The organism is Pseudomonas sp. 05T35 (assembly GCF_056396605.1).
This window is the reverse complement of sequence record NZ_JBFTLU010000008.1, coordinates 1-23,797: the sequence shown is the minus strand read 5'-3', so window position 1 is coordinate 23,797 and position 23,797 is coordinate 1. Positions and strand designations below refer to the sequence as shown.

General features: G+C 59.8%; 21 protein-coding genes. 12 read left to right on the top strand and 9 right to left on the bottom strand.

What is annotated here, in order from left to right:
- Nucleotides 1–273 precede the first annotated feature (273 nt).
- From AC1DH9_RS01275 to AC1DH9_RS01265, 3 genes are all read left to right on the top strand, one after another.
- Nucleotides 274–960 (top strand): SDR family oxidoreductase, encoded by a 687-nt coding sequence (locus tag AC1DH9_RS01275; RefSeq protein ID WP_427528729.1) that lies wholly within the window; start codon nucleotides 274–276, stop codon nucleotides 958–960.
- A gap of 254 nt (nucleotides 961–1,214) precedes the next feature.
- Nucleotides 1,215–2,573: an 8-oxoguanine deaminase gene (locus AC1DH9_RS01270; RefSeq protein WP_427542243.1), complete on the top strand. Its 1,359-nt coding sequence runs from the start codon at nucleotides 1,215–1,217 to the stop codon at nucleotides 2,571–2,573.
- A 154-nt stretch (nucleotides 2,574–2,727) separates the two neighbouring features.
- A complete protein-coding gene (locus AC1DH9_RS01265; protein WP_427542246.1) occupies nucleotides 2,728–3,681 on the top strand; it encodes an adenosine deaminase in 954 nt (317 codons plus the stop codon).
- A gap of 120 nt (nucleotides 3,682–3,801) precedes the next feature.
- Here AC1DH9_RS01265 and AC1DH9_RS01260 read toward each other — a convergent pair whose 3' ends face one another.
- The 3 genes from AC1DH9_RS01260 to AC1DH9_RS01250 form a co-directional block, all read right to left on the bottom strand.
- Entirely contained in the window at nucleotides 3,802–5,184 is a 1,383-nt protein-coding gene (locus AC1DH9_RS01260) for an MFS transporter (protein ID WP_477807683.1), read from the bottom strand.
- Nucleotides 5,185–5,318: 134 nt separating this feature from the next.
- On the bottom strand, nucleotides 5,319–6,053 hold the full coding sequence (locus AC1DH9_RS01255) for an ArsR/SmtB family transcription factor (RefSeq protein ID WP_427542252.1): 735 nt from the start codon (nucleotides 6,051–6,053) through the stop codon (nucleotides 5,319–5,321).
- Between the two features lie 317 nt (nucleotides 6,054–6,370).
- Nucleotides 6,371–7,300 (bottom strand): LysR family transcriptional regulator, encoded by a 930-nt coding sequence (locus AC1DH9_RS01250; protein ID WP_427542255.1) that lies wholly within the window; start codon nucleotides 7,298–7,300, stop codon nucleotides 6,371–6,373.
- Between the two features lie 115 nt (nucleotides 7,301–7,415).
- On the opposite strand from AC1DH9_RS01250, the gene AC1DH9_RS01245 reads away from it, so the two are divergent.
- Both AC1DH9_RS01245 and AC1DH9_RS01240 read left to right on the top strand, forming a co-directional pair.
- Nucleotides 7,416–8,429 carry a zinc-binding alcohol dehydrogenase family protein gene (locus AC1DH9_RS01245; RefSeq protein ID WP_427542258.1) on the top strand — a complete coding sequence of 338 codons (1,014 nt, stop codon included), beginning with the start codon at nucleotides 7,416–7,418 and terminating at the stop codon, nucleotides 8,427–8,429.
- A 148-nt stretch (nucleotides 8,430–8,577) separates the two neighbouring features.
- Entirely contained in the window at nucleotides 8,578–8,748 is a 171-nt protein-coding gene (locus tag AC1DH9_RS01240) for a hypothetical protein (protein ID WP_177474787.1), read from the top strand.
- Nucleotide 8,749: 1 nt separating this feature from the next.
- Here AC1DH9_RS01240 and AC1DH9_RS01235 read toward each other — a convergent pair whose 3' ends face one another.
- Together AC1DH9_RS01235 and AC1DH9_RS01230 are read right to left on the bottom strand one after the other, a co-directional pair.
- The gene (locus AC1DH9_RS01235) at nucleotides 8,750–9,943 is read right to left on the bottom strand and encodes a multidrug effflux MFS transporter (RefSeq protein WP_427542261.1); all 1,194 of its coding nucleotides are present in this window, start codon (nucleotides 9,941–9,943) and stop codon (nucleotides 8,750–8,752) included.
- A 94-nt stretch (nucleotides 9,944–10,037) separates the two neighbouring features.
- On the bottom strand, nucleotides 10,038–10,235 hold the full coding sequence (locus AC1DH9_RS01230) for a heavy-metal-associated domain-containing protein (RefSeq protein WP_427542264.1): 198 nt from the start codon (nucleotides 10,233–10,235) through the stop codon (nucleotides 10,038–10,040).
- Between the two features lie 146 nt (nucleotides 10,236–10,381).
- On the opposite strand from AC1DH9_RS01230, the gene AC1DH9_RS01225 reads away from it, so the two are divergent.
- From AC1DH9_RS01225 to cueR, 3 genes are all read left to right on the top strand, one after another.
- A complete protein-coding gene (locus AC1DH9_RS01225) occupies nucleotides 10,382–10,759 on the top strand; it encodes a hypothetical protein (protein WP_054594155.1) in 378 nt (125 codons plus the stop codon).
- A gap of 262 nt (nucleotides 10,760–11,021) precedes the next feature.
- Entirely contained in the window at nucleotides 11,022–13,418 is a 2,397-nt protein-coding gene (locus AC1DH9_RS01220; RefSeq protein WP_477807682.1) for a heavy metal translocating P-type ATPase, read from the top strand.
- A complete protein-coding gene (cueR, locus tag AC1DH9_RS01215) occupies nucleotides 13,415–13,828 on the top strand; it encodes a Cu(I)-responsive transcriptional regulator (protein WP_427542270.1) in 414 nt (137 codons plus the stop codon). Before AC1DH9_RS01220 ends, cueR begins: the two co-directional genes overlap by 4 nt.
- Here the strand turns inward: cueR and AC1DH9_RS01210 are convergent.
- Nucleotides 13,782–15,017 carry an MFS transporter gene (locus tag AC1DH9_RS01210; protein ID WP_427542273.1) on the bottom strand — a complete coding sequence of 412 codons (1,236 nt, stop codon included), beginning with the start codon at nucleotides 15,015–15,017 and terminating at the stop codon, nucleotides 13,782–13,784. The genes cueR and AC1DH9_RS01210 overlap by 47 nt on opposite strands.
- Before the next feature lie 344 nt (nucleotides 15,018–15,361).
- Between AC1DH9_RS01210 and aroQ the strand changes: the two genes are divergently transcribed.
- On the top strand, nucleotides 15,362–15,802 hold the full coding sequence (aroQ, locus tag AC1DH9_RS01205; protein WP_427528707.1) for a type II 3-dehydroquinate dehydratase: 441 nt from the start codon (nucleotides 15,362–15,364) through the stop codon (nucleotides 15,800–15,802).
- 5 nt (nucleotides 15,803–15,807) lie between these two features.
- Nucleotides 15,808–16,662 carry a shikimate dehydrogenase gene (locus tag AC1DH9_RS01200; protein WP_427542276.1) on the top strand — a complete coding sequence of 285 codons (855 nt, stop codon included), beginning with the start codon at nucleotides 15,808–15,810 and terminating at the stop codon, nucleotides 16,660–16,662.
- 69 nt (nucleotides 16,663–16,731) lie between these two features.
- On the opposite strand, the gene AC1DH9_RS01195 is transcribed toward AC1DH9_RS01200, so the two are convergent.
- Both AC1DH9_RS01195 and quiC read right to left on the bottom strand, forming a co-directional pair.
- Nucleotides 16,732–17,409 (bottom strand): TetR/AcrR family transcriptional regulator, encoded by a 678-nt coding sequence (locus tag AC1DH9_RS01195; RefSeq protein WP_427542279.1) that lies wholly within the window; start codon nucleotides 17,407–17,409, stop codon nucleotides 16,732–16,734.
- Nucleotides 17,410–17,511: 102 nt separating this feature from the next.
- Nucleotides 17,512–19,413, bottom strand: a complete 1,902-nt coding sequence (quiC, locus tag AC1DH9_RS01190) for a 3-dehydroshikimate dehydratase QuiC (protein WP_477807681.1) — start codon at nucleotides 19,411–19,413, stop codon at nucleotides 17,512–17,514.
- A gap of 600 nt (nucleotides 19,414–20,013) precedes the next feature.
- On the opposite strand from quiC, the gene AC1DH9_RS01185 reads away from it, so the two are divergent.
- Together AC1DH9_RS01185 and AC1DH9_RS01180 are read left to right on the top strand one after the other, a co-directional pair.
- A complete protein-coding gene (locus AC1DH9_RS01185) occupies nucleotides 20,014–21,366 on the top strand; it encodes an MFS transporter (RefSeq protein ID WP_427542285.1) in 1,353 nt (450 codons plus the stop codon).
- 96 nt (nucleotides 21,367–21,462) lie between these two features.
- On the top strand, nucleotides 21,463–23,085 hold the full coding sequence (locus tag AC1DH9_RS01180; protein WP_427542288.1) for a methyl-accepting chemotaxis protein: 1,623 nt from the start codon (nucleotides 21,463–21,465) through the stop codon (nucleotides 23,083–23,085).
- Between the two features lie 6 nt (nucleotides 23,086–23,091).
- Here AC1DH9_RS01180 and AC1DH9_RS01175 read toward each other — a convergent pair.
- On the bottom strand, nucleotides 23,092–23,797 hold a 706-nt coding region (locus AC1DH9_RS01175; protein ID WP_477807680.1), incomplete at its 5' end, for a DMT family transporter.

Below are 23,797 nucleotides of genomic sequence, written 5' to 3'. Positions count from 1 at the left end.
GTGGATAACCCGTTCATGGCTGGCTCAGTCGCATAGCCGGCATAGCCTGCAGCCACATGATTATTTTTTAACCAGATAACAGATAACCGAACCTGCACCCAAYCCTGCAGCTCGCCCTGAAGTAGTGCCTGACCCCGAATCTAACTTCTGCATTTGATCGTCCAACGTCYGGGCTTTACGCTTGGTGAGATCGGTGAGTTACGCCAGGAACTGCAACAACGGCTGGGGCAACGTTGCCCATTGAACCCATGATTTTTTTCAAGGAAGCCACTCATGTCTACGGTAAAAACCGCACTGATCATCGGCGCCTCACGCGGCCTTGGCCTGGGGCTGGTGAAAACCCTGCTGGCCGACGGCTGGCAAGTCACCGCCACGGTGCGTAACCCACAGAACGCCGAGGCGTTGCAGGCACTGGGCAAGGTACAGATTGAAAAGCTCGACATGGACGATCAACAAGCGGTGATCGCCCTTAGTCAACGACTCAAAGGCCAGGTGTTCGACCTGTTGTTCGTCAACGCCGGCGTCAAAGGTCCGGAAGTGCAGACACCAGGCGGCGCGACACTGGCCGAGGTGGGTCAATTGTTCTTCACCAACGCTGTAGCGCCAATCAATCTGGCCCAGCGCTTCGTCGGGCAGATCCGCGAAGGCAACGGTGTACTGGCGTTCATGAGCTCGGTGCTCGGCAGCGTGACGATGCCTGATGCGCCAGAACTGGCATTGTACAAGGCCAGCAAAGCGGCGCTGAATTCGATGACCAACAGTTTCGTCACGCAGTTGGGCGAACAGAAACTGACCGTGCTGTCGCTGCATCCGGGTTGGGTGAAAACCGACATGGGCGGTGAAGGCGCGGACATCGATGTCGACACCAGCACCCGCGGGCTGGTCGATCAGGTAAACGCCTATGCCGGCAAGGGTGGGCATCATTTTGTGAATTACCGCGGTGAAACGATTCCCTGGTAAACACCACCCATCCCCCTGTGGGAGCGAGCCTGCTCGCGATGACGGCGTGTCAGTCGACGTCAATGGTGTATGACACACCGCTTTCGCGAGCAGGCTCGCTCCCACAGGTTATTCATCGTCCTGTCGGACCAGGCTTGCCCGAAAAGCGCTTTTGTTCGAAACTCTGCACTTCGCCCCCCGCGGCGACCCTGGATCAGCAGACAGGGCAACACTGAGCTGGCGAACCTGAACCCAATTTTCAGAGGAGCCGGCAAATGCCTGCGACCCGTATCTGGTTAAAAAATCCCCTCGCGATCTTCACGGCCAACGACCTCGATGCCCGTGGTGGCCTGGTGCTGCAAGACGGTTTGATCGTCGAAGTACTCAAGCAAGGCCAACAACCCGCAACACCCTGCGGACAAGTATTCGATGCCCGCGAGCATGTGATCCTGCCGGGACTGATCAACACCCACCATCACTTCTATCAAACCCTGACCCGCGCCTGGGCACCGGTGGTCAATCAGCCGCTGTTCCCCTGGCTGAAAACCCTCTACCCGGTCTGGGCCCGACTAACCCCTGAAAAACTCGCGCTGGCGACCAAGGTGGCCCTGGCTGAATTGCTGTTGTCGGGTTGCACCACTGCCGCCGACCACCATTACCTGTTTCCCGAGGGGTTGGAAAACGCCATCGACGTGCAAGTCGAAAGCGTCCGTGAACTCGGTATGCGCGCCATGTTGACCCGTGGCTCGATGAGCCTCGGCGAAAAGGATGGAGGCCTGCCGCCCCAGCAAACCGTGCAGCAAGGTGAAGTGATTCTCGCCGACAGCCAGCGCCTGATCGCCGAGTACCACGAACGTGGCGAAGGTGCGCAAATCCAGATCGCCCTGGCGCCGTGCTCACCCTTTTCGGTCACGCCGCAAATCATGTCGGCCAGCGCCGAACTGGCGAATACGCTCGACGTGCGCCTGCACACCCACCTTGCCGAGACCCTCGACGAAGAAGACTTCTGCCTGCAACGCTTCGGCCTGCGCACCGTGGATTATCTGGACAGCGTCGGCTGGCTCGGCCCACGCACCTGGCTGGCGCACGGCATTCACTTCAACCCCGACGAAATCGCCCGCCTCGGCGCGGCGGGTACGGGCATTTGCCATTGCCCGAGTTCGAACATGCGCCTGGCATCAGGCATCTGCCCAACCCTGGAACTGACGGCTGCCGGCGCACCGCTGGGCCTTGGCGTTGACGGTTCCGCGTCCAACGATGCCTCGAACATGATCCTCGAAACCCGTCAGGCGCTATACCTGCAACGGCTGCGTTATGGCGCAGAGAAAATCACCCCGGAACTGGTGCTGGGCTGGGCCACTCAGGGGTCGGCGAAGTTGCTCGGTCGCAGCGACATCGGCGAACTCGCGGTGGGCAAGCAAGCGGATCTCGCGTTGTTCAAACTCGATGAGCTGCGCTTCTCTGGCAGCCATGACCCGATCTCGGCATTGCTGTTGTGTGGCGCGGATCGTGCAGACCGGGTGATGATCGGCGGCAAATGGCGAGTGATCGACGGGCAAGTCGAAGGGCTGGACCTGAAAGGCTTGATTGCCGATCACAGCCAGGCGGCGCGGCAATTGATCGCCGGCATCTGACCGGACGCCATCGTGGGCAAGGGCTGGCCCTGGCCCACGCTTGCCGTCACCCAGGCTTATGGGGGGGCTGGATGAACCGACCGGTCAGGTTTTGCTAATTGTTTCTACAGGCATCTGTAGAATGCTCACTATCTGTACCTGATGAGAAAAGAATATGTACGACTGGCTGAACGCCCTGCCCAAGGCAGAATTGCACCTGCACCTGGAAGGCTCGCTGGAGCCTGAGTTGCTGTTCGCCCTGGCAGAACGCAACAAGATCGCCCTGCCGTGGAACGACGTCGAAACCCTGCGCAAGGCCTATGCCTTCAACAACCTGCAAGAGTTCCTGGACCTGTATTACCAGGGCGCCGATGTGTTGCGCACCTCTCAGGATTTCTACGACCTGACCTGGGCCTACCTGTTGCGTTGCAAGGCGCAGAACGTGATTCACACCGAACCGTTCTTCGATCCGCAAACCCATACCGACCGTGGCGTGCCGTTCGAAGTGGTGCTTAACGGCATCGCCAGCGCGTTGAAAGACGGTGAACAGCAACTGGGTATCACCAGCGGTTTGATCCTCAGTTTCCTGCGCCACTTGAGCGAAGAAGAGGCCCAGAAAACCCTCGACCAGGCGCTGCCGTTCCGTGATGCGTTTGTCGCCGTCGGCCTGGACAGCTCAGAGATGGGCCACCCGCCGAGCAAGTTCCAGCGCGTGTTCGATCGCGCTCGTCATGAAGGTTTCCTGACCGTTGCTCACGCTGGTGAAGAAGGCCCGCCGGAGTACATCTGGGAAGCCATTGACCTGCTGAAAATCCAGCGTATCGACCATGGCGTGCGCGCCATCGAAGACGAGCGCCTGATGCAGCGGATCATCGACGAGCAAATCCCGTTGACCGTTTGCCCGCTGTCCAACACCAAACTGTGCGTGTTCGATGACATGTCCCAGCACAACATCCTCGACATGCTTGAGCGTGGCGTGAAGGTTACGGTGAACTCGGATGACCCGGCGTACTTCGGCGGTTATGTCACCGAAAACTTCCATGCGCTGTATACCCATTTGGGCATGACCCAGGATCAGGCCAAGCGCCTGGCGCAGAACAGCCTGGATGCCAGACTGATCAAGCCATAAGCTTCACCGCAAAACCAAAGTGGGAGCGAGCCTGCTCGCGATAGCGGTATAACAGTCACCTTCAATGGTGAATGTCATGGCCTCATCGCGAGCAGGCTCGCTCCCACATTGAGTCGGTGTTTAACCGACTTGCGTGACCTCGCTCAACTCCTCCAGCGTCTTGCCCTGCGTCTCCATTCCGAACAACCAGACCACGCCCGCAGCAATGGCGAAACACATCGCGCCCAGGGCGAACACCCCGCCCTGCCCCGTTATCGGGAACACCAGCCCGGTGACCAATGGCCCGAGCAACGAGCCGACCCGGCCAATCGCCGAGGCAAACCCGGAACCGGTGGCCCGCGCTGAAGTGGGATAGAGCTCCGGGGTGTAGGTGTAGAGCACGGCCCACATGCCGAACAGGAAGAACTGCATCAGCAGGCCCGAACTGATCAACAGGCTGACGTTGCCGCCAAACACCGCGCTCTGCCCATACAAAAACGCCATCACACCACCACCGAGCAAGGTGATGATGCACACCGGCTTGCGCCCCCAAAGCTCCACCAGCCAGGCAGCCATGAGAAAACCGGGAATTCCGCCAAGGGAAATCAATACGGTGTAATACACCGACTGAGTCACGGCAAACCCTGACTGCTGCAGCAATGCACTGAGCCATGAAGTCAGGCCATAGAAACCAAGCAAGGCAAAAAACCAGACGCTCCAGATCATCATCGTGCGTTGGCGATACAAGGGTGACCAGATTTCATTCAAGGCCGAAAGAAAGTGCCCCGGACGACTCTCGACTCTGGGTAAACGAATCGGCTCCGGCAGATCGGTGCGCCCCAGCGAGCTCCGCACCTTGTCTTCAATGCGCCGCAAAACCCGGTCCGCTACCGCGTGATGCCCGGCCTGTTCCAGCCAGCGTGGTGACTCGGGAATGAAGAAGCGGATCGCCAGGACAAACACCGCTGGCACCGCCAGCACCAGGAAGATGTCGCGCCAGCCAACCAGCGGTAACAGGAAGTAAGACAGCACGCCCGCCGCGACAAAACCCAGCGGCCAGAAGCCATCCATCAACGCGATGTAGCGCCCGCGTCGTTTGGCCGGGATCAACTCGGACAACATCGATTGGGCAATCGGAAACTCCATGCCCATGCCGATCCCCAGAAGCACTCTAAACAGCGTCAGCGTCTCGACGCTTTGCGCCGTAGAACAGAGATAACTGGCGATGCCCCACAACACGATGCYCCACTGAAACACCGGCTTTCTCCCGAAGCGGTCGGCAAGCATCCCGGACAAAGACGCGCCAAGCACCATGCCGAAGAAGCTCGAACTGGCCAGCAACCCGGCCTGCGCCGTGCTCAGAGCAAACTCGGCTTTGATCGAGCCCAAGAGGAACGTCATCATTGCCAGGTCCATGGAGTCGAAGAAAAATGCCAGGGCAATGATGATGAAAATGATCCGGTGATAACCACTGATGGGCAGTCGTTCCAGACGTTCTGCCGCGCTATAGCCTTGCGTTTCCATGCCGTATCCCCCATTCGATAATCCCCGAATCGAGTGTGCGGGATCGCCTGGGGTCACTATTGCTGGATACGACCTGGCCACAGCTCTGAGCGACGTCTGAAACCTCTGGCCACAGACGTCGATTTCAACGGTTGCTAGAGCGCCATTTCCAACTCGGCCTCTTTGGCGAACTGATCGATTTCACGCTGACCGGCCGCAGTGATCTGCAGAACACGTGTGTCGCTGGGCAGATTCAACCAACCGGACTGCATGAACAGCTGCAATACCGCTGCCCCCAGTGTGCCGCCCAGATGCGGTCGGCGCTCGCTCCAGTCAGGGCAGGCGCAGACTACTCGGGAAGTGCTGTGGGCCAGGGCCTGAATGAACACGCCGTGGGTTGCCAGCTGATTGGCACCTTTGTGGGTCACGATGACACGCTTGTCCAACTGTTCGATCCAGCCGGCATCGAGCATTCGCTGATACAGATCGGCTGCCAGGCTTCCCCCCAGATGGTCTTCACAGAGCCTGGCCCGAAGCAATGACGAAGGCGCCGTACGCACTTTCGTCGATGGGCTGGTGCACTTGAGCAACTCTGGAACCTTGCCTGGCAAACTGGCCAGTGTGGCGCTGGCCAGCGCTTCAACCGCCGCACCGATTTCGGGAGCGGCAAGCCGGAAAAACCGCTTGCGCCCACGCTCCTCGACTTTCAACAGTCCACCGCTGGACAAACGCCCCAGGTGCGCATTGGCCGATGACGGCGACAAGCCTGCCAGCAATGCCAACTCCTCGGATTGCCGTGCAGTACCGTCCATCAAGGCCCACATCATTGCGCTACGCTTCGGGTCTGCCAGCAACGTGGCTATCTGGCTGATGCAAGGTGCATGTTCCATGTATTCACTCCCTGTTGAATCATTTGTCTACTGCTCTGGGACATCTTGACCAGTAATGTGCTGCCGGCCAAGGCGCGAAAACCGCCAAAAGCCGGGCGGTATAAGCAACGGATGCGACGAACCTCTTCGAAAACCCCGACCGGGCTCCACAACGATCAGCACAGCGTCCAACCGCTTTGAGCGAGACATCGCAACGTCGCCGACAACGGTGCGACACCAGGCAGGCGCTAGTATATGCGCGATGATCTTCGGTTCCTGCCGGCCGGAAGCTTTTGGAGGTGATAGTTCCTGCCAGAATTTTCCCTATTTGCCTGCGACTACTCGCCCGCACCGATCATTGCTGGCAATTGGGCCGACAATTGGGCACATCGTGACTTGAGCATTTCACTCAGCAGGTTCACCGGCTTACTTAATTGAGCGCGATGCGCGCACAGCAAATTCAGCGGTGCGCGTTCGCAGAGCAACGCCGGCATCAGCACTTTCAAGCGCCCGGCCAACACATCGCCGGCGACATCCAGCCAGGACTTGTAGGCAATTCCGGCACCGGCCACCGCCCACAGACGCACTACGTCCGCATCATCACTGAAGCGATCACCGCTGACGGTCAGGCTCATTTCCCGCTTTCCATCATGAAAACTCCAGTGGTCGTGAACCCGGCTACCCAGCATGTACAACAGGCAATTGTGCTGGGCCAGTTGCTCCAGCTGGCGCGGTTCGCCATGCCGTGCGAGATAGTGCGGTGCAGCACACAGCACGCGACGGTTGTCCGGAGCGATCGGCAGCGCCACCAGGCTTGAGTCTTCCGGTTCCCCGTAGCGCAGGGCGATGTCCACCGGTTGGCGAAACAGGTCGGCAATCCGGTCCCCCAACAGCAGGCGTACCGTCAGTTTTGGATGCTCGCGCTGGAATTCGTCCAGCCACGGCAGCAGCAAATTGCGACCGAAGTCCGAAGGTGCCGACAGCTGCAATACGCCGCTGACCTGATCCTGTCCGCTGGCCAGCAAACGACGTCCTTCATCCAGATTGCTCAGCGCCGCGCGGGCGTACTCCAAAAAGCCCTCGCCCTCTGCGGTCAGACGCAGACTGCGAGTCGAACGCGCCAACAACCGCGCGCCCAATTGCTGTTCGATCCGCTTCAGCGCGGCGCTGGCCACTGCCGCAGACAGGTCCATGACCCGCGCCGCCGCAGACAGACTGCCCAGGTCCGCAGCCCGGACGAACAACTGCAAGTCATCGAAACGCAGCATCAACCCACCTGCATTATCAAAAAAATATTGAAAGAGACTGTTCTTTTAGCCGGTTTTATCTTCAAGAGAAATAACCAATCATCCCTGCCATCGAATGCCCCATGAGAATTGCGCCATGAAAGCCATTGCCTACTACCGTTCGCTGCCCATCAACGATCCAGAATCGCTGCAGGACATCGAACTGCCCGAGCCGGTTGCAGGCCCACGGGATTTGCTGGTTGAAGTCAAAGCCATCTCGGTCAATCCGGTGGACACCAAGGTTCGCCAGAATGTCGCGCCCGATGAGGGTGTCGCAAAAGTGCTTGGGTGGGATGTGGCCGGCGTGGTCAAGGCGGTCGGCAGCGACGTCAGACTGTTCAAGGCCGGCGACAAGGTTTACTACGCCGGCTCCATCGCGCGCGCAGGTGGCAATAGCGAACTGCATGTGGTGGACGAGCGCATTGTCGGCCATATGCCCAAGTCCCTGAGCTTCGCCGAAGCCGCCGCGCTACCGCTGACCGCGATCACCGCGTGGGAGCTGTTGTTCGAACGCCTGCAAGTGCGCGAAGGCAAAACCGCTCAAGGCCAAAGCCTGCTGATCGTCGGTGCTGCGGGTGGCGTGGGCTCGATCCTGACTCAACTGGCCAGCCAGCTCACCGCACTGAACGTCATCGGCACTGCCTCACGCCCGCAGACCCAAAGCTGGGTACGCGAACTGGGCGCAGACCTGGTGATCGATCACAGCCAACCGCTGAGCGAAGAGCTCAAGCGCGCCGGCCACCCTCAGGTGACACACGTTGCCAGCCTGACCGAAACCGACCAGCACTTCGAACAACTGGTCGAAGCCCTCGCGCCTCAAGGCAAGCTTGCGCTGATCGATGATCCGAAGGCACTCGACGTGACCAAGCTCAAACGCAAGAGCCTGTCGTTGCACTGGGAATTCATGTACACCCGCTCGCTGTTCGAAACCGCCGACATGCTCGAACAGCACAAGCTGCTGAACCGGGTGGCCGAGCTGATCGACGCAGGCACATTGAAAACCACAGTCGGCGAACACTTCGGCACGATCAATGCGGCCAACCTGCGACGCGCCCATGCACTGCTGGAAAGCGGCACATCCAGGGGCAAGATCGTCCTCGAAGGCTTCTAGGGTTTTAGATGACGGTGTGTTCGGCTTGCTGTTTCAGAAACGACGCACACCGTCAGTCCGAGGATTTGATCCGCGTCACAAATCCGATTTGATTCAGGTCTACAATCGAGCTTCCCGCAATGCAGTCTTTTAGGTGAGGAAGTCAGCAATGAAGATCCTGATAAAAGAATTGGCAAAATCCCAGTGGCAGGTTCGCCTGGACAACCACGCGGTGAACTTCCGCAGTGAAGCTGAAGCTCGCGCTTTTACCTCGACCCTCGAGGCTCGCTTGCACGCCCCTCATCAACTCCCCCAACGTCAGCAACGAGCAACCGGCTGACTCAAGTCGCGGCTTGCGCTGCCCGGGCAACTTGCAGCCGACGGGTGAGCATCGCGACGCTCACCACCAACATTCCGCACAGGCTGATGACCATCGCCATCGGCATCGCGGTGCCGTCGTGCAGCACCCCGACCAACGCCGCCGCACCTGCAGCAACACTGAACTGCAAGCAACCGAGCATCGCCGAAGCGCTGCCTGCGCGCGCGCCCTGCCCGCTCATGGCACACGCCGATGCATTGGGAAGGATGCAACCCAGGCTTGCGATGCAGATGAACAACGGGATCAGCAACGGCCACAAATGCTCGGTATGCAGTGAACTCACCGCCAGCAAGCTCAGGCCTGCCGCCAGATAAATCCATACGGTGCGCGCCAGCAAAAAGGCCGGGCCACGTTTGGAGAGCAACCGGGCATTGACCTGCGCCACCAGAATGAAGCCCGCGGCGTTGGTGCCGAACAACCAGCCGAAGTGCTCGGCCGGAACACCGTAAAGCTTGATGAAGACGAAAGGCGAACCGGCGATGTAGGCAAACATCCCGGCAATCGCAATGCCGCCGGTCAAGGCATGTCCGAGAAAGATCCTGTCAGTGAGCAGACGACCGTACTGACGCAAAGCACCCGACAACGGTTGACGCGGCTGGTTCGCCGGCAAACTTTCCGGCAGACCTAGCGCAACCGCCAGGGCTGACAATGCGCTGAACACCGTCAAGGCGATAAAGATCGACTGCCAGCCATACAGGTTGACCAGCAGACCGCCGAGCATTGGCGCAAGAATCGGTGCCAGGCCCATCACCAGCATCAGTTGGGAAAAGACTTTCGCCGAACCCACCGCGTCGCACTTGTCGCTGACTACCGCGCGGGAAATCACCATCCCGGCGCAGCCGCCCAACGCCTGAACGAAACGGGCCGCGATCAGCCACTCAAGGCTCGGCGCAAACGCGCACACCAGCGATGCCAGAGTGAACAGACCGACGCCCACCAGCAATGGCATGCGCCTGCCGAAGCGATCGGCCACCGGGCCGTAAGCCAATTGACCGATCGACAGGCCCAGGAAATAAGCTGCCAGGGTCAACTGGACGTGTTTTTCATCGGTGCCGAAAGCTGCTGCCATGGCCGGGAAGGCCGGCAGATAGAAATCGATGGCCAGCGGCCCGAAAGCGCTTAGGGCGCCAAGAATCAGAATGGTACGGAGGTTCATCAGGCGTCCAGTTTTACGTCAGTCGGCAGCACGACAGTCTAACTGCGCCTGGACGCCTTGAACATTCCGATAGGTCGCTAACTATTAAAAAGGTTCACGCCAGCTTGACCGCGTAACCTTCTTCGCTGATCAGGTTGATCACCTGCTCTGCCGACAACGCGCTCTCGACACCGACCTCCTTCGCCGCGAGGTCGACCCGGACACTGGCCGCCGGATCCTTGGCTTTCAGTGCCTCGGTAATGGCCCGAACACAGTGACCGCACGACATTCCTTGAACGTTGAATACTTGCATGAGATAGCTCCTTTGATGAGGTTGAAACCAGTCTTGAGCTTGCCACGGTGGCAAGGTCAAGTTCTGCAGTGATCTGCCGGGCTGGCAATCGTCGCCGCGCTCGGCCAAGCTTCGCCATCAATGACTCAAAAGCAGGAGATGCAGCCATGCGCTGGTCAGCTTTCAGCCTATTCGGCATGCTCAGTCTTTTCGCCGCCGCGCCCTCGGCCAGCGCCGAAGACTATGGTGTGTTGATCATTTCTCGCGAGCGCCTGGAAGTCGCGACCTCGTGCGAGATTGGCGTGTACATCCAGGATCAGTTGTCGGCGCGGTTGTTCCAGGAACAAAGCACTTCGTTCAATTTGCCGCCGGGCAACTACTCCTTACGGCTCAAACTGCTGCCCGGCCAGGCGCCAGGTTGCAGTGCCGGGATGCTGGCCCCGGGTTCGCAGAACATCACACTACGGGCGGGTGACCTGTTGAAATTCCGCATTGCCATGAATCAGCAAGGGATGTACCTCAAGCCCGCCGCATTGGGGTATTGAGCACATTCCACCTGTAGCAGCTGGCGAAGCCTGCGTTCGGCTCGGTCCGCGCTCGGGCGCAGCAGTCGCAAATCCTGTGTCCGCGATCAACCTGACACACCGCRGTGTCTGATTTCACGACCGCTACGCGRYCGAACGCAGGCTTCGCCAGCTGCTACAGGGACCGCGTTGGTTTCTTGAAGGACACCATCAAGATTGGCGCTTGACCTTGCCCGCATGGCAAGGTTGATCCTGTGGGTCATCTCTACAGGGAGTAAGACCGATGTCCGATTCCACCACCTTCGATCTGCCGATATCCGGCATGACCTGCGCCAGCTGTGCCGGACGTGTCGAGCGTGCGTTGAGCAAAGTTGTCGGTGCCAGTGCCGTCAGCGTCAACCTGGCCACCGAGCAAGCGCGCGTCCAGGCCCCCCGCGACAGTTTGCCTGCTCTCATGGAAGCCGTGCAGCAAGCCGGATACAGCGTGCCCGCACACAGCCTCGAATTGAGCATCGGCGGTATGACCTGCGCCTCGTGTGTCGGTCGGGTCGAACGTGCCTTGAATAAAATCGCCGGGGTGAACAGCGTCAGCGTCAACCTGGCCAACGAACGCGCACACCTCGAGCTGCTCACTCAGATCAATCCGCAGATATTGATCGATGCGGTCAGCAAGGCCGGTTACACCGCCAGCGTCTGGCAAGCCGAGCAAGCCACCGATAACGATCAAGTGCAGCGGCTGCGCCGTGAGCGCTGGAGTTTGCTGCTGGCAATCGTGCTGGCCTTGCCGCTGGTGCTGCCAATGCTGGTGCAGCCGTTCGGCCTGCACTGGATGCTCCCGGCCTGGGCGCAGTTTGCATTGGCGACGCCAGTGCAATTCATCTTCGGTGCACGCTTTTATGTCGCCGCATGGAAGGCCGTTCGCGCGGGCGCCGGCAATATGGACCTGCTGGTGGCCCTGGGCACCAGCGCCGGTTATGGCTTGAGCATTTACCTGTGGGCCACGGTCAGCGCCGGCAGAATGCCGCATCTTTATTTCGAAGCTTCGGCGGTGGTGATTGCGCTGGTGTTGCTCSGCAAATACCTTGAGAGCCGCGCCAAACGCCAGACCGCCAGCGCCATTCGCGCTCTTGAAGCCTTGCGGCCGGAGCGAGCGATTCAGGTGATCGACGGCCGCGAACAGGACGTCGCCATCAGCGCGTTGCGCCTTGGTGACCTGGTGCTGGTCAAACCCGGTGAACGTTTCCCGGTGGACGGTGAAGTGATCGAAGGCCAGAGCCATGCCGACGAAGCGCTGATCAGCGGTGAAAGCCTGCCCGTGCCCAAACACCCCGGCGACAAAGTCACTGGCGGCGCAATCAACGGCGAAGGCCGGCTGCTGGTTCGGACTCAAGCGCTTGGCGCAGAAACCGTGTTGGCGCGAATCATCCGTCTGGTCGAAGACGCCCAGGCCGGCAAGGCACCGATTCAAAAGCTGGTGGATAAAGTCAGCCAGGTGTTTGTACCCGTCGTGATGTTTTTAGCGCTGGCAACCTTGATCGGCTGGTGGCTGTACGGCGCACCGCTGGAAACCGCGGTGATCAACGCGGTTGCGGTGTTGGTGATCGCCTGCCCTTGCGCCCTCGGCCTGGCAACACCGACCGCGATCATGGCCGGCACCGGTGTGGCGGCGCGCCACGGCATTCTGATCAAGGACGCCGAAGCACTGGAGCGCGCCCATGAAGTCAGCGTGGTGGTGTTCGACAAGACCGGCACACTGACGTCCGGCACGCCGCGCATCGCTCACTTGAGTGCCATCGACGGCAACGAAGCGAGCCTGCTGCAACAGGCCGGCGCCCTGCAACGCGGCAGCGAACACCCGCTGGCCAAAGCCGTGCTGGACGCCTGCGCCGAGCGTGACTTGCCGGTGGCCGATGTCAGCACCAGCCAATCACTGACCGGTCGCGGCATTGCCGGCACGCTGGACGGTCGCCGATTGGCGCTGGGTAATCGCCGTCTACTAGAAGAAAGCGGCTTGAGCGCCGGTCTCTTGAGCGACTCCGCCAGCGCCTGGGAAGCCGAGGGTCGAACCTTGTCATGGCTGATCGAGCAAAGCCCCGAGCCCAAGGTGCTCGGCCTGTTCGCCTTTGGCGACACCCTCAAGCCTGGCGCGCTGCACGCCATCGAAGCACTCAATGAGCAACACATCGGCAGTCACCTGCTGACCGGCGACAACCGTGGCAGCGCCCGAGTGGTCGCCGAAGCGCTGGGCATCAGCAACGTTCACGCCGAAGTACTGCCGGCCGAAAAAGCCTCGACCGTCTCTGAGCTGAAAAAGACCGGCGTCGTGGCGATGGTCGGCGACGGCATCAACGACGCTCCAGCGTTGGCGGCGGCAGATATCGGCATCGCCATGGGCGGCGGCACTGACGTGGCGATGCACGCGGCCGGGATCACCTTGATGCGCGGCGATCCTCGCCTGGTGCCGGCAGCACTGGAAATCAGCCGCAAGACCTATGCAAAGATCCGTCAGAACCTGTTCTGGGCCTTCGTCTACAACCTGATCGGCATTCCGCTGGCAGCCTTCGGCTTGCTCAACCCGGTGATCGCCGGTGCGGCAATGGCCTTGTCCAGCGTCAGCGTGGTGAGCAATGCTTTACTGCTCAAGACCTGGAAACCGAAAGACCTGGAGGACGTTGAATGAACATCGGCCAAGCAGCCCGACACAGCGGCCTGAGCGCCAAGATGATTCGCTATTACGAATCGATCGGCCTGCTCAAGGCAGCGCATCGCACCGACAGCGGCTACCGCATCTACGGCGACGACGACCTGCACAGCCTGGCGTTCATCAAGCGTTCACGCGATCTCGGATTTTCCCTGGAAGAGGTCGGCAAACTGCTGACCCTCTGGCAGGATCGCCAACGGGCCAGCGCCGACGTCAAGGCACTGGCCCGCCAGCACATCGACGAGCTGAACCAGAAAATCCGCGAACTCGGCCAGTTGCGCGACACCCTGCAGGATCTGGTGGAACATTGTCAGGGCGACCACCGCCCGGACTGCCCGATACTCAAGGAACTGGCGTCGGGCTGCTGCGCCGAGCCCGCTCGCTCCTGATCGCCAATACCTTCAGCACCAGCAAGGTGCTGAGGGGGATCCCGTGAAACAGCAGCACCACCGCGCCGGGTGCCCACACGTTGTAAAACGGCGCGGCGATCAACATGCCGACGCCGAACCCGGTCATTTGCAGCAAGGTCAGAACGCTGAAAATCGGCAGGCGCAGGCTGTCCGGTTCACGCTGCAAGCGCGACATCAGCCCGACCTCGGAAAAGCCATCCCCCAGGCCCGCTGGCAACGCAAACAGCAGCAAGCCGTAGAGGCTCTGTTGCTGGAACATCAGGATGAAGCCGCTGGACATCAACAACACGCCGAAAAAGAACCGTCGCTCCAGGTTTGAGTTTTCCGAGCCTGGCAAGCGGCTGGCCACCCGTGCTCCGATCAACTTGCCACACGCCCATACTGCCAGCATCAGGCCCAGCGTAGTGCTGGCGGACTCGGGTGTCAGCAGTTTGGAAATAATCGGGAAACCCACATTGTGCGCGGCACTGCCGAGGGTGTCAGCCATCGCCAACGCGAGCATCGCAGCGATGACCGGCGAGCTGCGCAAGCCTTGGCGTAGCGCGCTCCATTCGTCACGTTTGTGGGTTGGCTCGGCTTTGAGTGCCGGTCGGAAAAACCGTAACGGCACAATGAATAGTGCCGCCAACAGATAAGTGACGACGTTCAGTGCAAACACCGTTTCGAAGCCGAAACCAGCCACCAACAGCCCGGACACCAGACTCCCGCCAACCATCGCTGCGGACGAAGCCGAAGTGATCCAGGCATTGGTCTTGAGCAGTTGCTCCCCGGCGATCATGTGCGGCAATTGACTGTTGAGGCCGATGGCAAACATCGAGTTGCCGAACCCCAGACCGAAAGCGATCACCGGTAATAACAGCACTTGCTGCGACACCGGCAATACCAGCAACAGACCTAACAGCCCGGCACGCAGCAGGTCGAAGGCTATCAACGGTAAGCGTCCGCCCCAACGACGATAAAACGTCGTGCCGGTCAAACTGGCAAAAACCCCACCGGCCACGCGGCTGGCGAGAAAGATCCCGACGCTCATGGCGCTGTTGCCAAGCATATAAACGTAAGTGGCCAGCGCCACCATATTGAGAAACGCACCGAAGTCCGAGACCAGTCGCGCAGCGATGATCAGTTGGGCGTTGCGGGTGGACTGGTGGGGCTTAGAGTCGGTGTTCACAATCATCCTTGACCGAGCGTTGCCTTGGGTGCCCAGTTAACGCGATTTCACAACCTGCGGATACTCATGTGGGAGCGAGCCTRCTCGCGATGAGGCCGGCACATCCAACATTGAGGTTACCTGACACACCGCTATCGCGAGCAGGCTCGCTCCCACAGTGGTTCAGTGTTGAATTTTATTTTTGGGCAAGCRCACACGCGACTGTCCGATCATCGAACACTTATTGCCGTCTTGCGAGACTTGCCGCTCTGCTTCAATTGACCAAATTAACCAGCTGGTACAATTTATCTCCACAGGCGGGTCACCCTCGACCCACGCCCACAATAACAATGGAGAACGCCCTGATGTCCCCTATCGTTCTGGTGCTCAACGGCCCGAACCTGAACCTGCTCGGCAGCCGTGAGCCGGCGACATATGGCCACGAAACCCTGGCCGACATCTCGGCCTTGTGCGGTCGCGCTGCCGAAGAGTTCGGCCTGGCGGTGGAGTTTCGCCAGACCAACCACGAGGGCGAATTGCTCGACTGGATTCATTCGGCACGCGGTCGTTGCGCCGGAATCGTGATCAACCCGGCGGCCTGGACACACACTTCGGTAGCGATCCGTGACGCGCTGGTCGCCAGCGAGTTACCGGTAATCGAGGTGCACCTGTCGAACGTACATGCTCGCGAGCCATTCCGTCACCACTCGTTCGTATCGGCCATCGCCACCGCAGTTCTCTGCGGATTCGGCAGCCACGGCTATCGCCTGGCGCTGGAGCATTTCAGTCAACGCTTGAAGGGATAAGCCACATGTCGCAGAACAACACGGTACTCGCAGGACTCATCGGCGCCGGTATCCAGGCGTCTCGAACCCCCGCGCTGCATGAGCGCGAAGGTGATGCCCAAGGCCTGCGCTACCTTTATCGGTTGATTGACCTCGATCAGCTGAAACTCGACAGCGGCGCCCTCCCCGACCTGCTGATGTCGGCGGAACGGATGAACTTTACCGGTCTGAACATCACCTTTCCGTGCAAGCAGGCGATCATCCCGCTGCTCGACGAACTCTCACCGGAAGCCCGAGGCATTGGCGCCGTCAACACCGTGGTGCTCAAGGACGGAAAACGCATTGGCCACAACACCGACTGCCTCGGTTTCGCCGAAGGTTTTCGCCGTGGCTTGAAGGATGCTGCCCGCGAGCGCGTCGTCCAAATGGGCGCTGGTGGTGCGGGGGCTGCGGTGGCCCATGCGCTGCTAAGCGAAGGTGTGCAGCACCTGAGTATTTTCGATGTGGACGTCAGTCGCGCGCAAAGCCTTGCGAATAACCTCAATCAGCATTTCGGCAGCGACCGGGCCTGTGCCGGCAGCGATCTGCCAAGTGCGCTGGTGCAGGCCGATGGACTGGTGAATACCACGCCGATGGGCATGGCCAAACTGCCCGGCATGCCAGTGCCGGTGGAGTTGCTACGGGCTGAATTGTGGGTCGCGGAGATCGTTTACTTTCCACTGGAAACTGAACTGCTACGCAATGCCCGTGCCTTGGGTTGCCGTACGCTGGATGGCGGCAACATGGCCGTGTTTCAGGCGGTAAAGGCCTTCGAGTTGTTCAGTGGCGTGGCGCCGGATGCACAGCGGATGCTCGCGCATTTTCAAAGCATGAATGGCTGAACACATCACAGGCAAGTTGATCGTTCCCACGCAGCGTGGGAACGATCTGCACTCTGCAGACGGTGAGCTTCAGGCCTGCAAATAACGCAGCACTGACTCGCAGATCATCTCGCGATGACGTTGCTTGATCGCGTCATCCGGTAAGTCGATCTGAAAAATCTCACCAAAGGTATGACGATTCGACACCCGGTAAAAGCAGAACGAACTGATCAACAAGTGCACGTCCAGCGGATCCAGCCCACTGCGGAACACCCCCTCCTCGGCACCACGACGCAGAATCACGCCTAGCGAATCGAGGATCGTATTGTTCATCGCCTTGATCGCTTCGGACTGCTTCACGTACTCGGCGTTGTGAATGTTCTCGATGCTGACGATGCGCACAAAATCGACGTTGCGGTCATGGTGATCGAAGGTGAATTCCACCAGCCGCCGAATCGCCTCACGCGGTTCCAGCTCAGCCAGGTGCAAGCGACTTTCAGTGCTGCGGATGTCGCCGTAAAGCTTCTCCAGCACCTCGACGTAGAGCTGTTCCTTGCTACCGAAGTAGTAATAGATCATCCGTTTCGAGGTGTGGATACGCTCGGCGATCGCATCGACACGAGCACCGGACAGACCCTGTTGAACGAACTCGACAATGGCTTCTTGAAGAATGTTCTCGCGGGTCTTTTCCGGGTTGTTCTTGCGACTCTTGCGCGGCTCGATCAAGGGTTCGTCGGGCGCGACGGTGAGTTCTGTGGTCATTCTCATTCCGGGCTCATGGCCTTCACTGCACAGCTGGCGATTATGGGCCGCACGCTGCAGTGAAGGAAGCTTCGCCACGGCCGTTTACCCCCTGCGTTTACCATTTCCCTACAACTTGGCGTGACGCAAACCTCCGCTGCGTGATTTCGCCATTGCCGCCAGGCGCACCGCGACGTTGGCCGCACCATATCCGGCATAACCGTTTTTGCGCTGGATGATTTCAAAGAAGAAGCGCCCTTCAAACGGTTCGGTGTACACATGAAACAGCTCACCGCCCTGGGCATCGCGGTCATACAGTACGTTGTAATAGGCGAGCTCACTGAGGAACTCGTCATCGAAATCAAAGCGTGCCGCGAGGTCATCGTAATAGTTGAGCGGGATGTCCAGCAGCGGTACACCGGCTGCTTTAGCACGACTGACTTCAGCGAAAATATCGTCGCAGTCGAATGCAATGTGGTGCACACCGGAGCCGCGATAACTGGACAAGGCGTGAGAGATCGCGGTGTTGCGGTTCTCGGAAATATTCAGCGGTAAACGGATCGAACTGCATCGGCTACGCAGCGCGCGGCTTTTCACCAGGCCGTAAGGGTCAGGCAACACCACTTCATCGTCAGCTTCGAAATCCAGCAGGCTCTTGTAGAACAGCACCCAACTGTCGAGGCTGTCCGCCGGCAGCGCCATCGCCATGTGGTCGATCCATTTCAGTCCACCACCGGTGGCTGCCGTCGGATGCAGCCTGAAGTCGGTGCCGTAGACATCCGCGTTTTCATCCACCAGATAAATCAGGCTGCCATCCGGCGCGCGGACCGCCGCCAGCTCCAGTTCATTGGGGCCGACCAGACCGCGGTAGGGTTGCCCTTTGTACGCCACCGCTCGGGCCAGCGCACTGGCGCTGTCCTTGACCCGCACTGCGGTCGCACACAATGACGGCCCGTGCGCTTCAAAAAAGCTGTGGGCAAACGAATAGGGTTCAGAGTTGAGGATCAGATTGATATCGCCCTGGCGCAGCAGCGTAACGTTCTTGGAGCGGTGTTCACCGGCCTTGACGAAACCCAGTCGCTCCAGCCAATGCGAGAGTTTGGCGCCAAGACTTTCGTCCACCGCGAACTCGAGAAACTCGATGCCGTCGTACTCACTGGCCGGCGGTGTGGCAAACAAAATGTCGAGGTTCGGTGTGGGCGTCGCTTGTTGCTGCAAACGCGCTCGGGTCTTCTCTTCCAGATACAGCAAGGAGCGCAGGCCATCGGCGGYATTGGCCCGTGGTGGCGCGGCGCGGAATCCGTCATTGAAAACTTCCAGTGACAGCGGCCCGGTGTAACCGCTCTGGATAATCGGCGCGAGAAAACCCGGCAAGTCGAATTCGCCTTGTCCGGGGAAGCAACGAAAATGTCGGCTCCACTCCAGCACGTCCATCGCCAGGATCGGTGCGTCGGCCATTTGCACAAAAAAAATCTTCTCGCCGGGAATATCCGCGATAGCCCTTGGATCCCCCTTGAGCGACAAGGTATGAAAACTGTCCAGCAACACGCCCAGATTCGGATGATCCGCCTGGCGGACGATGTTCCAGACCTGTTGATACGTGTTCACGTGCCGACCCCAGGCCAGCGCCTCATAACCGATCCGCAAGCCACGAGCCCCGGCGCGCTCGGCCAGCAGTCGCAGATCATCGACCAGAATCTGCTCATCGCCAACGCTGTCGGCCGAGGCGTTGCTGCACACCAGCACCAGGTCGGTACCCAGTTCCTGCATCAGGTCGAACTTGCGCTCGGCGCGCTCAAGGTTGCGCGGCAGGCGGTCGCGGCGGCAGCCTTCGAAATCACGAAACGGTTGAAACAGGGTGATGGCGATGCCGAGGTCAGCGCACATCTGTTTAATTTCACGCGGGCTACCATCGTAGTACAGCAGGTCATTCTCGAAAATTTCCACCCCATCGAAACCCGCTGCGGCAATGGCTTCGAGTTTTTCCGGCAGGGTACCGCTCAAGGAAACGGTGGCAATGGAACGCTGCATGTTTCGACTCCCGGTGGGATGGGTTGATCTTGTTAGAGGCACGACACGGCTTTTCGTAGCAGCTGGCGCAGCCTGCTGCTACAAGGGCTTGCGTTTAACTTGGGGCAAATTATTGGCTGCATGGATGTTACGAGCAACGCAAAGTGTACCAACCGGTTAGTTTACTGTGCGATTATCGAACACAATGGCGGTTGGCGAATTGACGATTTTTCGCTCACTGCGCACCATCGGCAGCACATCGAGTCCGGTCATCAACCACCGGTCGAAGTGACCAACGACCCAGAACACACCATAAAAAATTCAAAAATCGGGTACACGCTCATGCTTGCATTCAACGCCTCGCTCCGTTGCTCTCTCCTTCATTCCCCGTGCCTGGCGCCTGACCGCCAACCGCCTTCGAAGCTTTCTGGCGCCCGCGACCGAACCCGGTCCGCATGCTGAACACGCGCTTTGGTTGCCTCAGCCAACACTGAGCCAACACAAACACTCAGCCGATCAATCATCGTTTTCACCCTGCGCATGCGCGCACCCCGACGATTGATCACGCGCCCATGAAGTCCCGACGAGCCTTGCTTGTCAGTCATTGAACGGATGGCACAGATGATTCCTTCTCAGAGCTCTCACACAGAAAGCGCCCGCACGGCCTCGAGCCTGGGTGTCGCGTCCGGCGGCATCGGCGACAAAATCCGCGGCGCCATGGCGGTCGGCAAAACCCGTTGGGGCATGCTGGCGCTGGTGTTTTTCGCCACCACCCTGAACTACATCGACCGCGCCGCACTGGGCGTCATGCAACCGATCCTGGCCAAGGAAATGAGCTGGACGGCGATGGACTACGCCAACATCAACTTCTGGTTCCAGGTCGGTTACGCCGTCGGCTTCGTGCTGCAAGGCCGACTGATMGACCGGATCGGCGTAAAGCGCGTGTTCTTCTGCGCAGTGCTGCTCTGGAGCCTGGCGACCGGTGCCCATGGCCTGGCGACTTCGGCCCTGGGCTTTATGGTCTGCCGCTTTATTCTCGGGCTGACCGAAGCTGCCAACTACCCGGCCTGCGTGAAGACCACCCGGCTGTGGTTCCCTGCCGGTGAGCGCGCCGTGGCCACTGGCATCTTCAATGCCGGGACCAACGTCGGCGCGATGTTCACGCCGATGCTACTGCCGCTGATCCTCCACGTCTGGGGCTGGCAAGCCGCGTTCCTGTGCATGTCGGCACTGGGCGGGATCTGGCTGGTGTTCTGGGGCTTGAAGTACTTCAACCCGGAAGATCACCCGTCGGTGAAGCAATCGGAACTGGACTACATCCAGAACGAAGCCGAACCGGAACAGGCACGCGTACCGTTCTCGCGGATCCTGCGGATGCGTGGCACCTGGGCCTTTGCCCTCGCCTACTCGATGACCGCGCCGGTGTTCTGGTTCTACCTGTACTGGCTGCCGCCGTTCCTCAATCAGCAATACAACCTGGGTATCAACGTGACCCAAATGGGTATTCCGCTGATCATCATCTATATGACGGCCGACTTCGGCAGTGTCGGCGGTGGCATTCTGTCCTCGTTCCTGATCGGCCGTGGGGTCAACCCGATCAAGGCCCGGTTGATGTCGATGCTGCTGTTCGCCTGCTGCATCATCGGCGTGATCATGGCTGCCGGCTCCAGCAACCTGTGGGTCGCGGTGTTTGCCATTTCGCTGGCCATCGGCGCGCACCAGGCCTGGACCGCGAACATCTGGAGCCTGGTGATGGACTACACGCCCAAGCACATGATGAGCACGGTGTTCGGTTTCGGCGGCATGTGCGCCGCCATTGGCGGGATGTTCATGACCCAACTGGTCGGGCACATCCTGACCATCACCAATAACAACTACACCGTGCTGTTCACCATGATTCCAGCGATGTACTTCATTGCGCTGATCTGGCTGTACTTCATGGCACCGCGCAAGATTCCGAAAATCGACAACTGACGCTACCTCTTTCGCAGGCCTGGTTTCAGGCCTGCTTTTTTTGTTTGCACGGTTGCCGATTTCGTCCCTCTTTCTTCCGTCCATGGAGATCACACCATGTCTCTGGGTAACCTGAGCATCGCCAAACGCGCGCTGATCAGCTTCGGCCTAATCGCCCTGCTGGTGTTGTTGCAAGGACTGTTTGCCCTCAAGCAGGTGGCCGAAGTGCGCGCCACTGGCCAGCACACCGAAAACGTCTCCCTGCCCAGCACACGCTACCTGGGGGAAATCCGCGACTACATTCTGAGCATTCGCGTGCTCAGCCTGCGCATGGCGCTCAACCGCGAGCCGAAAGTACTCGATGGCACTATCGCCCGCCTGCACCAGGTGGAAGGCTGGCTTGAGCAAACGCTGAACAGGTTCGCGCCCCTGGTCGACGACTACAACCGCGTGCAGTACGAAACCTTTGTCAGCACTGTAAAGAGCTACCGACAGGCGCTGGATCAATACGAAGAACTGTCCCGGCAAAACCGCAGCGAGGACATGAGCGCGCTGCTCAACGGAAAAATCCAGGATTACTCGACCCAGACCGGCGATCAATTCACCGAGCTGATGAACCTCACCGCCAGCGAAGTCAGTCAATCGGCCAGCCATGCCGACGGGCTTTACGCCCAGGTAAAAATGACCGTGATCGGCGCACTGATCGCTGTTGCCCTGCTGACCTCATGCCTGGCCTGGCTGCTGATCCGCAGCATCGTCATGCCCATCCGTCAGGCTGTGCGTGTGGCCGAGCAGGTTGCCGACGGTGACCTGAGTGCACCGATCCTGAGCCAGGGGCCCGATGAAACCGCCCGTCTGCTCAGGGCCCTGGCAAGCATGCAAAACAGCCTGCGCGACACCCTGCAACTGATCAGTGATACGTCGAACCAACTGAACGGTGCGGCGCAACAGATGAGCCAGAACACCGGGCAGGACTCCAATCGTTTGCAACAGCAACACAACGAAATCGAGCAGGCCGCCACGGCAGTCAATGAAATGACTGTCGCCGTCGAAGAAGTCGCGCGCAACGCGGTCTCGACCTCAGACACCACGCGCCAGTCGACGATAGAGGCCACTCAGGGCCAGGCGCGAGTGATCGAGACCCTCGATTCGATCCAGGCCATGAGTGCCGAAGTCGGCACCGCGCTGCAACAGGTTCAGACCCTGGCCGAACAATCTCGGGAAATCGGCAAAGTACTGGACGTCATCCGCGCCATTGCCGAACAGACCAACCTGCTGGCCCTCAACGCCGCCATCGAGGCCGCAAGAGCCGGGGAAGCCGGGCGCGGTTTTGCCGTGGTCGCCGATGAAGTGCGAGCCCTGGCCCACCGCACCCAGCAGTCGACCCGGGAAATCGAGCAGATGATCGCCCGGGTTCAGGGCGACACCGACAGTGTGGTGCTGTCGATGCACGGCAAYAGCCAGCGCGTGGCCCAGACCTTGTCGATCGCCGAACAGGCCGGCCTGGCCCTGACGCAAATCACCTGCGCCATGGAGCAGATCCACGAGCGCAACCTGGTGATCGCCAGCGCCTCGGAAGAACAGGCACAAGTGGCCCGGGAGGTCGATCGCAACCTGCTGAACATCCGCGACCTGTCGCTGGCAAGCGCCGATGCGTCGACCCAGACCAGCGCCACCAGTCGGGAGTTGTCGCAACTGGCGGCCGGCTTGCAGAACCTGGTCGTGCGTTTCAGGTTTTGAGCGCAATCAGCTTCTGCGCTGTTGCCAGGCCGCCGCCAAACCGCTGAGGCAAATGATCGCGATACCAATGACCGTGGTCAGGCTCGGCGTGTGGGAAAACAGCAGCCAGCCGAGCAGTCCGGCAAACACGATCTGACAGTAACCAAAAGGCGCCAGCAGTGCCGGTGCGGCATGCCGGAATGCCTGAGTCAGCAACAGATGCGCAGTCATCCCGCAGCTACCCAGCGCCAGCATCAGCAGGCCATGAGTCAAGCTCGGCACTTGCCAGAACATCGGCACCAGTGCGCTCATGACCAGGGTGTTGCACAAACCGGCAAAGAAGTTGCTGGTGGTCGGGCTGTCGATCTCGCTGAGCTTGCGCGTCAATAGTTGATAGAAGCAGAAAAACAACGCCGAGCAGAACGGCAGCAACACCGCCGGAGTGAACAAATCACCGCCCGGATGGACGATGATCAACACGCCGATAAACCCGCAAATCACCGCCAGCCATTGCCCGCGCGTCACCCGCTCACCGAGCAATGGCACCGACAACGCAGTCACCAGCACCGGTGCAAGAAAGTTGACCGCCGTGGCTTCCGCCAAAGSAATGAACAACAAGCCCGTAGTGAACAACAGGCTGGTCCCGAGCAAGCACAGTGCCCGCAGCAATTGCAGCAACGGGCGCTTGGTGCGCAGGACGCGCAAGCCGGATTGCGGCAGAAAAATCCCGGCC

Excerpts from the sequence above, each read along its gene's own strand:
- AC1DH9_RS01195 (WP_427542279.1), bottom strand. The coding sequence starts at position 17,409 with ATGAGAATGACCACAGAACTCACCGTCGCGCCCGACGAACCCTTGATC.
- aroQ (WP_427528707.1), top strand. The coding sequence starts at position 15,362 with ATGTCCCCTATCGTTCTGGTGCTCAACGGCCCGAACCTGAACCTGCTC.
- cueR (WP_427542270.1), top strand. The coding sequence starts at position 13,415 with ATGAACATCGGCCAAGCAGCCCGACACAGCGGCCTGAGCGCCAAGATG.
- AC1DH9_RS01270 (WP_427542243.1), top strand. The coding sequence starts at position 1,215 with ATGCCTGCGACCCGTATCTGGTTAAAAAATCCCCTCGCGATCTTCACG.
- AC1DH9_RS01255 (WP_427542252.1), bottom strand. The coding sequence starts at position 6,053 with ATGGAACATGCACCTTGCATCAGCCAGATAGCCACGTTGCTGGCAGAC.
- AC1DH9_RS01265 (WP_427542246.1), top strand. The coding sequence starts at position 2,728 with ATGTACGACTGGCTGAACGCCCTGCCCAAGGCAGAATTGCACCTGCAC.
- AC1DH9_RS01245 (WP_427542258.1), top strand. The coding sequence starts at position 7,416 with ATGAAAGCCATTGCCTACTACCGTTCGCTGCCCATCAACGATCCAGAA.
- AC1DH9_RS01275 (WP_427528729.1), top strand. The coding sequence starts at position 274 with ATGTCTACGGTAAAAACCGCACTGATCATCGGCGCCTCACGCGGCCTT.
- AC1DH9_RS01235 (WP_427542261.1), bottom strand. The coding sequence starts at position 9,943 with ATGAACCTCCGTACCATTCTGATTCTTGGCGCCCTAAGCGCTTTCGGG.
- AC1DH9_RS01200 (WP_427542276.1), top strand. The coding sequence starts at position 15,808 with ATGTCGCAGAACAACACGGTACTCGCAGGACTCATCGGCGCCGGTATC.
- AC1DH9_RS01225 (WP_054594155.1), top strand. The coding sequence starts at position 10,382 with ATGCGCTGGTCAGCTTTCAGCCTATTCGGCATGCTCAGTCTTTTCGCC.
- AC1DH9_RS01230 (WP_427542264.1), bottom strand. The coding sequence starts at position 10,235 with ATGCAAGTATTCAACGTTCAAGGAATGTCGTGCGGTCACTGTGTTCGG.
- AC1DH9_RS01250 (WP_427542255.1), bottom strand. The coding sequence starts at position 7,300 with ATGCTGCGTTTCGATGACTTGCAGTTGTTCGTCCGGGCTGCGGACCTG.
- AC1DH9_RS01240 (WP_177474787.1), top strand. The coding sequence starts at position 8,578 with ATGAAGATCCTGATAAAAGAATTGGCAAAATCCCAGTGGCAGGTTCGC.